The organism is Steroidobacter sp. (genome assembly GCF_036402275.1).
In the GTDB taxonomy this organism is placed as follows: Bacteria; Pseudomonadota; Gammaproteobacteria; order Steroidobacterales; family Steroidobacteraceae; genus Steroidobacter.
In genome coordinates this window covers 153184-165235 of the sequence record NZ_DASWTF010000055.1, presented here as the reverse complement: position 1 = coordinate 165235, position 12052 = coordinate 153184, and the positions used below count along the sequence as shown (strand labels likewise).

11 protein-coding genes are annotated in these 12052 nt (G+C 61.8%); 1 reads left to right on the top strand and 10 read right to left on the bottom strand.

Annotated features, from left to right (window positions below; translation table 11 throughout):
* Positions 1–63: 63 nt before the first annotated feature.
* Positions 64–636, top strand: a complete 573-nt coding sequence (locus VGD45_RS33830; RefSeq protein ID WP_331159828.1) for a cytochrome P460 family protein — start codon at positions 64–66, stop codon at positions 634–636.
* A gap of 33 nt (positions 637–669) precedes the next feature.
* Here the strand turns inward: VGD45_RS33830 and VGD45_RS33825 are convergent, their stop codons facing one another.
* The 10 genes from VGD45_RS33825 to VGD45_RS33780 form a co-directional block, all read right to left on the bottom strand.
* A complete protein-coding gene (locus VGD45_RS33825) occupies positions 670–1863 on the bottom strand; it encodes a Xaa-Pro peptidase family protein (RefSeq protein WP_331159827.1) in 1194 nt (397 codons plus the stop codon).
* Positions 1864–1892: 29 nt separating this feature from the next.
* Entirely contained in the window at positions 1893–2594 is a 702-nt protein-coding gene (locus tag VGD45_RS33820; RefSeq protein WP_331159826.1) for a DUF6445 family protein, read from the bottom strand.
* A complete protein-coding gene (locus VGD45_RS33815) occupies positions 2582–3280 on the bottom strand; it encodes a SapC family protein (RefSeq protein WP_331159825.1) in 699 nt (232 codons plus the stop codon). Before VGD45_RS33815 ends, VGD45_RS33820 begins: the two co-directional genes overlap by 13 nt.
* A 12-nt stretch (positions 3281–3292) precedes the next feature.
* Entirely contained in the window at positions 3293–4831 is a 1539-nt protein-coding gene (locus VGD45_RS33810; RefSeq protein WP_331159824.1) for a tryptophan halogenase family protein, read from the bottom strand.
* Between the two features lie 3 nt (positions 4832–4834).
* On the bottom strand, positions 4835–7651 hold the full coding sequence (locus VGD45_RS33805) for a TonB-dependent receptor (protein ID WP_349263419.1): 2817 nt from the start codon (positions 7649–7651) through the stop codon (positions 4835–4837).
* A 438-nt stretch (positions 7652–8089) separates the two neighbouring features.
* The gene (locus tag VGD45_RS33800) at positions 8090–9091 is read right to left on the bottom strand and encodes a FecR family protein (RefSeq protein ID WP_331159822.1); all 1002 of its coding nucleotides are present in this window, start codon (positions 9089–9091) and stop codon (positions 8090–8092) included.
* Positions 9088–9651, bottom strand: coding sequence for an RNA polymerase sigma factor (locus VGD45_RS33795; RefSeq protein WP_331159821.1), 564 nt, complete (start codon positions 9649–9651; stop codon positions 9088–9090). Before VGD45_RS33795 ends, VGD45_RS33800 begins: the two co-directional genes overlap by 4 nt.
* A gap of 157 nt (positions 9652–9808) precedes the next feature.
* Positions 9809–10162 (bottom strand): response regulator, encoded by a 354-nt coding sequence (locus tag VGD45_RS33790; protein WP_331159820.1) that lies wholly within the window; start codon positions 10160–10162, stop codon positions 9809–9811.
* A gap of 112 nt (positions 10163–10274) precedes the next feature.
* Complete coding sequence (locus VGD45_RS33785) at positions 10275–11141, bottom strand: alpha/beta hydrolase (protein WP_331159866.1); 867 nt, start codon at positions 11139–11141, stop codon at positions 10275–10277.
* A 117-nt stretch (positions 11142–11258) separates the two neighbouring features.
* On the bottom strand, positions 11259–12014 hold the full coding sequence (locus tag VGD45_RS33780; RefSeq protein WP_331159819.1) for a phytanoyl-CoA dioxygenase family protein: 756 nt from the start codon (positions 12012–12014) through the stop codon (positions 11259–11261).
* Positions 12015–12052: the final 38 nt, after the last annotated feature.

Sequence of the window (12052 nt, the reverse complement as noted above, 5' to 3'; positions counted from 1 at the left end):
CAATCCAAGCGCCAGCCTGGATCTGGTGCAATCCGCGCAGCCGTTCGCCAACAGGAGTTCGTCATGCGCACCGCTCTCAAATGTTTCATCGGCCTGGGCAGTTGCATCGCCCTGGCCACGACCCTCGCGATTGCCGCCGATGCCCCGGCCAAGCCCAAGCAGGACAAGTACAGCCTCAAGGTGCCGGGCGGTCTCTCTTTCTCCGAGTTCAAGGGCTACGAGAGCTGGCAGATGGTCTCCGCCAGTCACAATCCGAAGTCGATCGCCGTGGTGCTCGGCAACCCGACGATGATCAAGGCGTTCGAGGCCGGCATTCCAGCCAACGGCAAGCCGGTGCCCGACGGCGCGATGATGGCCAAGATGCATTACGCGCCGAAAAAGAACCAGTTCTTCCCCGATGCGACGGTGCCGGACCAGCAACGCGACGTGGACTTCATGGTCAAGGACAGCAAACGCTTCGCCGACAGCGGCGGCTGGGGCTATGCCGTGTTCAAATACGACCCTACAACGAAGACGTTCACGCCTGGCACGACCGCGGATCAGCCCCCGCAGGCGAACGACGCGAAGTGCGGGTTCGCGTGCCACACGATTGTGAAGAACAACGATTACGTCTTCACGGAGTACCAGCACCGTTGAGCGCGGTGGCTGATCGAGCCGTGCCCGGTTCGATCAGCCAAACGGCGCATCGATCGACATCGAGGGCTGAGTGAACCACTTCGGCCCTTGTTCGGTCATGTAGAAATGATCTTCGAGCCGGACGCCGAACCGGCCCGGAATCACGATCATCGGTTCGTTGGAAAAACACATTCCGGGCGCGAGTGGCGTGCGGTCACCGCGCACCAGGTAGGCCGGTTCGTGAATGCTGAGTCCGATCCCATGACCGGTACGGTGCGGCAGGCCGGGCAATCGGTAGTCCGGCCCCAGGCCGGCGCGAGTGAGCAGCCCGCGCGCGGCGGCGTCGACAGCCTGGCACTCGACGCCCAACTGCGCACTCGCAAACGCTGCCGCTTGTGCCGCATGTTCGAGATCCCAGATTCGACGCTGCTCTTCAGTCGCTGTGCCGAACACATAAGTGCGTGTGATGTCGGAGTTGTAGCCCTCGACGCTGCAGCCGGTGTCGATGAGAACGATTTCGTCTTCGTGGAGGCGTTGTTCGCCCGGCAAGCCGTGCGGATAGGCAGTGCCTTCACCGAATTGCACGATGCAGAAGGTGCTGCCAGAGGTGCCGAGCTTTCGATGCGCATCTTCGATGAAGCGACGCACCTCGCCGGTCGAGATCCCAGGCGCCAGAATGCGCGCCGCCCGGCGATGGACTTCGAGCGTCAGATGCTTGGCGTACTGCATGAGTGCCAGCTCGGCCGCCGACTTGTACATGCGGCAACCATTGACCACCGACGATGCCTCTTGCAGTCGCAGCGCCGGCATCTCCGCGGAGAGGCGACCGGCCATCTCGAACGGAAGCGCTGGATCGATCGCCGCAACGCTCACGCCAGCGTCACGCAAGGTGGTGGCTACGAGCGTAAAGGGATTCTCGTCTTCTTCCCACAAACGGATGTCCGTCTTGATTTCGAGCACCGCCTCGAGCGAGCCGCTTTCGAACGCAGGACAAACCATCACGGGTTCGCCATTGACCGGCAGGATCATCGCGACCAGACGCTCGCTGGCGCCCCAAGGAATACCCGTGAAATATCGCAAGCTCGCGCCAGCGTTGATAATCAACGCATCGGCGCCGGACTCCCGGGTGAGACGCCGGGCGCGTTCGAGCCGCTGCAGCCGCTCATCGCGACTGATTGGCGGAGGAACGGCATAGTCTGATTTGATGGCCGCGAGTTCAGCCCCGATGGTGGATCCGCCAATGCTCATTGATGCACGCCTTGGAAAGGTCTGAGCGCTCAATCATAGCGGACAAACGAGGTCACAGTCAGTCGCGCCGCTCTGGGTGACATCTCCGGGGGCAGGATGCGGCGGATGTTGCCCGAGTGAAGCGCGTAACTGCGATAGATCAGCGCCCGATTGCACCGCGCTTCGTAGCTTGCGATGCGCGCGAACAGCGGATCGTCGCCGTCCATGTACTTCGCGGGCGGGGCATGTTCCCGGGTCACTTCACGCTTGAGCGTGGCCGAGTAGTGCTGGATGCGATCCTGACCGATCGTTTCGAATCCGGTGCTGCGATGTCGGTAGAAAGAAACGCCGCCGTGTTCCGGTCCGCAAAGATAGTGAACGATCGCGAGCTGATTGGCGACGCTCGTGTCGAAGTGCGGCACTCTCTGCACGGGCCGCAGTCGCTGCGGTTCGGTGGTCGTGATCGACATTGCGCAGAAGATGACTCGTGGCTCGCTGTTTACGGGTAGCGCGAAACCCTCGCGAAGCACCTCGCCATACCGCGTGCAGAAGTCATCCGCGTATTGGGTCGGTGCTCGCTTGCGAATGCCTGGATAGAAATCTCCTGGCGTAGCTCGAAAGGGCTCGCCGCTCTCCGCGTACGCAATCAGCGCCTCTGGGTCGAGAGCGAAATCCTCGACGATCGCGACCGGCTGCTGTTCCACGCCAATGCTCTGCATCGCCAGCGAGGCGCGTGGGTTCAGACTAAACACTGATTCCTTCGCTGCACGAGGGAATAGATGTGTCCGAGCGAGGCGAGCATCGTATAGATCGGACCCAGATACTCGAGCGCGTGCAGTTCGGCAATCGTCGCGGCGGGAATGGCTTGCAACCGGGCTTCGTCGATGGTGTATAGCCCCGCGACTTGCAGCTTCTGACGATTGGCGAATTCGATCTCGAGCCGCATCGGCCGGATCAGTTCCAGCGCGAGCAGCTTGCGTACGAACTGCTGTGTGCGCTCTTCACCGTCCAGCAAGGCTGCAAGCATTTGCTTCACGCCTTGCAGATAAGCTGTCTCGCCGCCGTGCTCGTCAAAGAGCGCCTCGCCTTGTGTCTGCGTGACGGCTGGGTTCATCGTATCGATACAGACGACGCGGTCCTGGTCGTCGCCGAGGAAGAACGGCTGCCGCGTGACTTGCAGCGGCACGTAGATAGCATCCCAGCGATCCTGTTTCCAGAACAGGTTCTCGTGCTGCTCGAAACCAAACAGGGCAACGCAGCTGAACTGCCCGGTCGCGCCGTTCTTGGTCAGGACGACCGGATAATGCACGCAGAGCTTCAGGAACTCGCCGAGCACGACCGGCAGCAGGTTGAGCCGCGACGCTTGAGCGAGCACCTGTGCCTGGTCCACCCGGAGATGACGATGAGCGGCGCTGTTGAGTGCGACGAGTCGGGTCATGAGCCGCGGGTCTCACACGGTCTGAAAGCCATACCGCTGCACCTTCTGCAGCAGCTCCCGGTGCGGCGGCAAAGTGGCGAGCGCCTGCCGGATCGCGCGGTCATTCTGTTGAAACTGCTCGCGCGCATGGTCCGCGTGCGTCATTGTCTGGGCAATGAATCGGGTGTCCGTTCGAAAGCCCATGCCATACAGCACATACTGGTAGCTCGCAGCGGGAAACACCTCGTGGTTGCTGGTGAAATCTTGATTGCCCGGCACGCAGTAGCGCCATAGGTCCAACTGCTCCTTCAAGCTGTCCGGAACGCCGACGGGATCGCGGTTGTCCCGCCAGAAGGCCTCCTCGCGCCGACTCAACAGATAGTGCAGCTTGAGGAAGTCGATGATGCGGTCCCAGCGATAAGTGAAGGCGTGATTGAAGCGCTTCGCGAGCACATCCATGACCTCGCGACAGGGCGGCAATTGCTCGCTGATCATTTCGGCGGACAACTCCACCAGAACCAATGCCGACGCCTCGAGCGGCTCGAGAAAGCCGGCCGACAGGCCGACCGCGACACAGTTGTTTTGCCAGAACAGCCGTCGATGGCCGGACCGAATCGAGATGCGCCGGACATTGAGACCGTCGATGCGCGATCCGACGTAGTCACGCAACGTCTTCATCGCAGCGTCGTGGTCCGCATGCCGACTGGAGTACACGTATCCTACGCCCCGTCGAGATTGCAGGCCGATGTCCCATATCCAGCCGCCCGCCTGTGCCGTCGAGATCGTGTGACATGCCACTGGCGCATTCGCATCCTCGTACGGCACCTGCACGGCGAGCGCGTTGTCGGCGAACAGAACGTCGTTGCGATCGATGAACGGTACGCCGAAATGCTTGCCGATCAAGAGGGCCGAGAAGCCGGTGCAATCGACGAACAATTCGCCGCCGATCACCCCGTTCGCAGCTGTCGTGACTGATGCGATATCGCCATTCGGCGCGGCGTTGACCGCTGTAACATCGTCCAGGACGTGACGCACGCCGAGCTGATCCACGCAATGTCGTCGCAGCAACTCCGCGAACTTGCCTGCGTTCAAGTGATACGCATAGTTCGCCACCCCGGCATATTCTGGCGTCGTAATCAGCTTCGGTGCGAGTCCGTGCTCACACACAGCTTCCTGAAAGCAAACGGCTGAGGAAAACGAACGCTCGTGAGCGTCTCGATGCCAATACGGCGCCAGGCCGATCTTGGTGAACCCCTGCGGCAACATCAGCGGGTGATAGTAGAAGTCGCCCGTGTCCCCGGTGACCCAACGCGCGAACTTCGCTCCCTGTTTGAAGGCGGCATCGCACTCGCGGATGAACTGCGTTTCACCGATGCCGATCTTGAGCAGCGTGTTGCGCATCGTGGGCCAAGTGCCCTCGCCCACGCCGATGGTCGGTATCGTCGGCGATTCGATGAGCGTGACGCGCACGCCGCCGGCACGTGTGTTGTGCCTGGCGGCGATGCGCGCCGCGGTGATCCAGCCTGCTGTGCCACCCCCTACGACGACGACGGACTGGATGGGAGTAACCATTGCTCAGAAGGTCGCTCGCACGCCGAGTGCCCAACGCCTGCCGCTATCCTCGGCCAGCAGGAAATGATTGCGGAAGCGGCCGTGCTTGGTCACAACCTCCTCGGTGAGATTGAGACCCTCGAAGAACACGGTGAGATGGTCGTTGATGTCGTAGCTGCCGCTGATATCCCACTGGTAATAGTCGTCGACGAACACGACGCCGTCGCCGTTGGTCTGCGTGAGTCGCTGCAGGAACTCCTCGCGTTCGTTGTAGGCCAGGCGTACCTGGTACGGGCCCTTTTCGAAGAAACCGACGGCGTTCAACGAGTCGCTGAGTCCCGTTACGGCGAACGATTGGGTGATGTCGGAGACATCGAGCTCCGCGTCGCTGTCGACGAAGGTCGCATTCGCCATCAGGCCGAAGCCCGATTCGCCGAAGGTATGCAGCGCCGAGAGCTCGAAGCCGGTCACCTTCGCTGTTTCTCCATTGCTTGGCAGCGTCACCGTGAACACCGCGGGCGTGTCGGCGGGATCGGGATTGCTCACGTCCGTGCCGGTGGATGGGTCGAGCAGCAACCCGCCGCCGGGCAGTTCGAACGTGCGATCTTCGGTGCCGGTGATGATGAAGTTGTTCACGTCTTTCTGGAAGTAACCGGCAGCGACATAGCTCGACGGGTTGTAATACCACTCGAGGGAAAGGTCGATGTTGTCGGACTCGAACGGCACAAGCTCGGGATTGCCGCTGGCGGCCGCGAGATTGCCGCCTTGGCGAGTGGTGACGAGCGTCGTCACGGGGGCCATGTTTTCGAGCGTCGGGCGCGTGATGGTCTGGGAGACAGCGAAGCGCGCGACCAGTGTGTCGGTGATATCGAGCTTCAGGTTGAAGTTTGGCAACAGCGCGTCGTAATCCGACTCCGCGTCGATCGCGGTCGCGGGCCCGAACGAGGCCAGCATCTCGGTGGCGTCCAGAATATCCAGGCGGATCACCGGCGCCTGAGTGCCTTCGACCTTCACGTCGGTGCTCTCATAGCGCGCACCGGCGGTCGCAGCGATGGGCATGCCCGCGAGCGTGCCGGCGAAATCGAGCTCGACATAGACGGCGCTGGTGTCCTCGTCGACCACAAACGAGTTGTCGCGTCGAACCGCATCGAAGCTGACGCCGCTGACGCTCTCCAGATAGGCGAACTGCGCCTCGCCGTTGTGACGCAGCCAGCGATGCGGCATGCGGCCGCTGCCGCTCACGCCGCTGAGAAAGTCGTCGCCGGCATCGAATACCCACTGATCCGTCATTGGCAACGGGCTGTCCGGATAACCGCAGAACGTGCAATGAATGCCCACGCCTTCGTTGTCCCAACGCTCCAGCGCCTTGGTTTCCTGTGACAGCATGGCGCCGAATTTCGCGCGCGTGAGGCCACTCGTCTCACCCTCGTTCCATGTGGCGTCGATCCGGAACTGATCGATGTCGTCCTCGACCGCCCATCCCCGGCGCAGCATCACGTGCGCGCGGCTGTTCGACGTGTCGAGATAATCGGAAACACCCGCGGGCGGGACCGCCGGGTTGTATGCGACGCCGTCGATCTCCTGCTGGCCGCTGTAAATATTGGGGTTGGCGCTTTCGAACTCGCTCGCGTACGGCAAGATCTCGCCCGGCATCAATTGCAGGCGTACCCGATTGGCGTAGCCGATAAGGGACAACTGATCGCCGCCGCCGTTGTTGGCTTCACGCTCGGCATTCGACAAGTTGACGTCGAACGACAGATTCAACGAGTCGTTCACATCCCAGCTGACGTTGAAGCCGTAGGAGGACGTCTCGGTCAAGCGATCGAACTTCTTTGCATGCATATCGGTCGCGAGCCCGACCTCCTGATACAGATCGATGACCGTACCGTTCTCATCGGTCACCACGTCTTCGAGATTGGGCGCCGTGAACCAATGGCCGAACGAGGTCGCGTCGGTCTCGATGTCGAAATCCGAATACAGCGCGTCCGCGGTCACGCGAACGTTGTCGGACGGCGCGAACTGCAGGACCAGGTTGCTGCCTTTGCGGGTACGTTCCTCGAACGTCACCTTGTGATCGTAGTTGCGCGCGAGGAAGGTATTGCCACTCCAGCCGGCGCCGCCGTTGATCTCGCTTTGTGGGATGTCCGTGTTCTCGAGCCAACCGTCGGTTTGCGCCTGATTCAGACGCGTCTGTCGCTCCTGATAGGACAGTGCGAGCAGCACGCCAAAGCGGTCCTCCGCGAAAGTATCCGAGATCAGAACGGATGCCTGCGGGGTCGTGTGCTCGCTGTTTTCGTCGTAGAGTTCCTTGATGCTGCCGGCGATCCTGAACTCGCCGATATCCAGCGGCCGTGCCGTGGTGATGTTGACCGTCGAGCCGATGCCACCGGATTGCATGCTCGCGGTCGAGGTCTTATGCACCACGATGCCGCTCACCAACTCGGAGGCGAGTGTGTCGAAGCTGAAGCCGCGCGACAGATCCTCGGAGGCGATCTGGCGGCCGTTCACGAGCACGGTGTTGAACTCGGGACCGAAGCCGCGCACCGTGATCGCCTGCCCTTCGCCGCCGGAACGGTCGATGGATACGCCACTGATGCGTTGGAGCGATTCGGCGAGGTTGGTATCTGGAAACTTGCCGATGTCCTCGGAGGAAATGGCGTCGACGACGCCGCCCGCCTCGCGTTTGACATCCCTGGACCTCGTCATACTCGCCCGGATGCCCGTGACGGTGACTTCCTCCAACACCCCCTGCTCGACTTCCTGCGCGTAGCCTTCACGAGCGCCGAATACGGTGGCCATGAAGGTCATCAGCGCATGCGACAGTTTGTTCCTTGTGTGCACGGTGCCCGACTCCCCCGTTTGTTCCGTCACGATGGAGAGCTGACCGTTCGCACCGACCGCCATCTTGACCGAGGTGTTCGCGAGCAGGCGCGCGATCGCCTCCTCGATCGAATACTCCCCGACCAGCCGATTCGCCGTGATCTCGCTGACTTTCTCGTAAGGAAAGATCAGCGTCAGGTCGGCTTGTTCGGCGAAAGCTGTCAGCGCCAGGTCCGCTCGCTGCCGAGGGATGTCGAAATAAATGACTTCGTCCTGCCTGCCGCCGGCCCAGGCCGGCACAGCCGGCGTCGCCAGGAGTCCCGCCGCGAGCAGGGTACGAAGCACCTTCGCATCGGCCTCGGGTGCGATTTTTTTCCTCGCACCCTCAAGGGACGATTGACGCGAAGTTTTCCACCAGGGGTCCCGGCGCGCGCCGTTCCGGGTGCTCCAGCTCATGATCTACCGCGCCTTCAGCAACACTCTTTCCGCGTCGGGCCGCTCGGAATCGATGTTGAAATTCTCCTCGAGCGTGGCCAGCAGCCCGTCGACGTCGCCGGCTTTGAACATGCCGCCGATGCGCAGTTGTTTCAGGCGCTCGTCGGCGATCTCGAACTTGACGGGCGTATAGCGGCTGACTTCGGCGATCGCCACGGCTAGCGTCTCGCCGCGAAAGATCAAATTACCCTGACGCCAGGACAACTCCGCGGACAGCGCCGAATCGCTGACCTTGGAGATGGTCTCCCGATCCACGCCGAGCAGCACCCGCTCTCCTTTCGTAACGGTTCGCGGTGTGCTGGAGCCTCGGCGCTCGATATCGTCGACCACGACGACGGCGCCCTCGGTGACGATCAGCTCGACCTGCCCCTCATCGACGATCTGAACGTTGAACGCGGTGCCCACCGCACGCACGACCCTATGTCCGGCGATCACGCTGAGCGGACGTGCGGGATCGTGCGCAACCTCGATGCTCATTTCGCCGCGCTCGAGCACCAGGACTCGTTGCCTGGCGTCATAAGTGACCTCGACCAGGCTGTTGGTGTTGAGTGTCAGCACCGATCGGTCCGCCAGGCGCACGGTCGAGCGCTCGCCGATTTCTGTTTCATACGAGCCTGCGACACTTGCGATGGAGCGATCCTCCGAAATCGACAGATCGGGGGAGCGCTGCACGACCAGCCAGCCGACAGCAACGATTACCGCGAGCGAGGCTGCTATGGCTGGATAAAGAAACTTGCGCTGCTTGCGCTCCTGAGGAAAGAGCTCCGCCAGTCGGGACAAGCCGCCCATCTGGTCCCACAAGGACGCCAGCCGCAGCAACGAACGACGATTCTCCGGATGCTGCGCCAGCCAGGTCTCGAGTTCCCGCTGCTCCTCCTCCGACAACCCGCGATCGAGCCTCGCGAGCCACTCGCTCGCCTCATCGAGGCTGCGTTTCTGGGGCGGCAGTGGATAAACGTTGGTCACCGTTTGCCCCTCTTGAGTGGCTCGATGCTGGCAACTTCGTGGGACGCGGTTCGCTCGGCGATGAAGACACTGCAGCGTCTTATTCCATGCGCAATGTGTTTCTCGACCGTGCTCTCGCCGATACCGAGCGCTCGCGAGATCTCCTTCTGCGAGTAGCCGTAGACCTTGCGTAACACGAAGACGCGTCGACATTGCAGCGGTAGCTGTTGTACAGCCGCGCAAAAGATCTCGAACTCCTGCTTCGCGGCCAGCTGATCGAAAAGGTCCTGACCGCCTTGGAGCAGCTCGCTATCGGCGTGCTCTTCTTCATCGCCTGGCAGGCTGACGCTCGTGCGCGAGGCGCTGCGCTTGATGTGATCGAGCGCGAGATTCCGCGCAGTCCGGTACAGAAACGAGCGAGGATGGCGAATGTCGCCCGCTTGATCGAACTGGCACACCTTGACGTAGGTTTCCTGAACGATGTCTTCGATCTCAGGCGGCGGCACGATCCGCGACACCGCTCGCGCCAGCTTACGCTGTAAAGCGACGAAGACTTCCAACAGCTTGTGTTCGTTCGACATGTAATTTGCCGAATTCTCTGTGATACATACACAGGAACACACGCGTCCATGCCAGCTGTGACACGACTCCGTGTGCGCGCGCCATCGCGTTACTCGCGACTCATCCCCCGCCGCGCTTGCGCATTCTTAATCGCCAGGTCGGTCGGGAGCAAGCAGTTCAAACCAGGTTGCCTACATGAGCCTGCAGCAGCCAGACCAACCTCGCCTCGTCCACGGGCTTTTCGAGAACCAGCATCCTGTCCTCGACAGCCCATCTCGTTACCGCATCCTCATCGAACGCGGTGCAGACGAATATCGGCAGCTCGGGATCTCGCGCTCGCAGCTCGTGCGCGACTCGGGCGGCGGTGAGGTCGGCCAGATCGACATCGATGATCGCGGCGTCGATGTGGGACGCGTCCGCTGCGCTAATCGCCTCACGACCATCCTGTTCCCAGCGGACGCAGAAGCCGGCCTCCGACAGGGCGCCAGTGAGAGAATTCTTCTGGCGCTCGACAAGAAGGATCGTGCTCATTTTCGCCTCCCCAGTGTGGCCCCACTGCCACGCACGCTGAGTGTCATACTCACGACGGCGCTGTGAGGTTCCTCTTCAGCGTGGATGCAACCTTTCAGCAGCCTGCTTCGTGTTAAGTAGAACGGTCGCGTGAAGAGCGCTCTCTTTCGAGGAAGCCTCGAATCGCGTCGGCGCACTCGCGGTAGTGAGTTTCCAACAGCAGATGCGCGCCGTCGAAAACATGGATTTCCAGGCGGTCGAGCTCGCGGGCGTACGCCATGATCTCGCCCAGCTCGTAATAGATGTCGTGGCGGCCCCAGACGATCAGGCAGGGCGGCTGATGCTCGCGGTGATAGCGCGCGATCTCCGGAAAGCGCGCGACGTGGTTCTTGTAATCCTCGAACAGCTTGAACTGGATCTCGACATTGCCGGGCCGGCTCATGCGCTCCCAATCGAAGTGCCAGCACTCGGGCGCGAGCAGCGGCTTCATGCGCTCCGGAACGCCGGCGACATACACCTCTCGCACGCCTTCGAAGTTGAGCCAGTCGGGTAACTTCGCGCGGTTCTCGGGCGACGGATCGGCCCAGTACGCCTTGACAGTGTCCCAGGCCTTGCCCGTGCCCTCGTCATGCACGCTCCCATTCTGAACGATGAGACCGAGCACGCGCTCGGGCCAACACGTGGCGAGTTGGTATGCGACCGGCGCACCGTAGTCGTGAACGTAAAGAAACATCTGCTCTATCCCGAGCACGTCGGTGAGCTCATGGAACGTCTCGGCGATGTTCTCGAAGCTGTATTCGTAACGATCCAGAGGCGGCGCGTCCGAGAAGCCGAAGCCCGGCATATCGGGTGCGACGAGGTACGCAGTATCGGCCAGCTGGGGCATCAGATTGCGGAAGGTGTGCGAAGAAGTCGGGGCACCGTGTAAGAGAAGCACGGCCGATGGGCTGGGCTCGCCAGCCTCACGGATAAATAAGTTGAGTCCGCCGGCCGAAACCATTCGATGGCGTGTCTTACATGCACTGATCGACATGGCGGCGCCTCTCCGTTGAGCTCGCGGACAAATCCCGTAACGGCCGAATGCGCTTTTCGAGCTTAAGTTCCGAACAGGCGGTCATCACGCTGAGCGCTTGCCGCTGCGCTGACTCACGTGCACCCGCCAGGGATAGTTGTCTTCCGGCAGCTGCTTGCAGATCGGATTGCGGAAGTGCTGCGCCAGGGATAAACGCCAGCGATCCGAAATATTCGGAGTGGTCATGTGCGGCGTCATGCTGTGATGGAACGTGACGCAGCCGGGTTCGAGCGGACAGGCGACCACTTCGCTGGCTTCGGGGATCCGGCACACCAGCAGATCGCTCGCCATCTCGGGCGGATTGACGTGCTCGAGCAGTTGCCGGTGACCGCCGCGTACGAAGTGCATGCAGCCGTTTTCGGGCCCGACTGAATGAAATGCCGTCCAACAGGTCACGCCACGATCTCGGAGTGAGCGCCCCCAGTATGCTTCGTCCTGGTGCCACGGCGTCGGAGCGCCCGTGCCTGGGGGTTTGCCGAGGAACTGTTCGTACCAAAACTCCATTTCCTGCCGCATCAAAGCCGCGCCGAACCAAGCGGCCCAGGCTCGGAATCGCGACGTCTGAAGCCATGGGAAGTGGCGATCCACGCCACTCTGCACGATGCGAAAAGATCGGTTCTCGATCGACTCGCCGCGACGCCAGTCCCAGTCATTGGCGTCTTCGCGCGGCCGCCGGACCATTTGATGGCCGAGCTCCACCAGCGCGGCGCTCTCCTCGGCATCGATCGCCGCTTCGACCACGAGGAATCCATCCTCTGCGAAACGCTCGACCTGTTGCGCGGTAGGATCGGGGTAAGGCATGTTTGCTCCAAATCGTTCAGCCCGAGGGTTCGTGGCGA

Excerpts from the sequence above, each read along its gene's own strand:
- VGD45_RS33810 (WP_331159824.1), bottom strand. The coding sequence starts at position 4,831 with ATGGTTACTCCCATCCAGTCCGTCGTCGTCGTAGGGGGTGGCACAGCA.
- VGD45_RS33780 (WP_331159819.1), bottom strand. The coding sequence starts at position 12,014 with ATGCCTTACCCCGATCCTACCGCGCAACAGGTCGAGCGTTTCGCAGAG.
- VGD45_RS33790 (WP_331159820.1), bottom strand. The coding sequence starts at position 10,162 with ATGAGCACGATCCTTCTTGTCGAGCGCCAGAAGAATTCTCTCACTGGC.
- VGD45_RS33785 (WP_331159866.1), bottom strand. The coding sequence starts at position 11,141 with ATGGTTTCGGCCGGCGGACTCAACTTATTTATCCGTGAGGCTGGCGAG.
- VGD45_RS33795 (WP_331159821.1), bottom strand. The coding sequence starts at position 9,651 with ATGTCGAACGAACACAAGCTGTTGGAAGTCTTCGTCGCTTTACAGCGT.
- VGD45_RS33815 (WP_331159825.1), bottom strand. The coding sequence starts at position 3,280 with ATGACCCGACTCGTCGCACTCAACAGCGCCGCTCATCGTCATCTCCGG.
- VGD45_RS33830 (WP_331159828.1), top strand. The coding sequence starts at position 64 with ATGCGCACCGCTCTCAAATGTTTCATCGGCCTGGGCAGTTGCATCGCC.
- VGD45_RS33825 (WP_331159827.1), bottom strand. The coding sequence starts at position 1,863 with ATGAGCATTGGCGGATCCACCATCGGGGCTGAACTCGCGGCCATCAAA.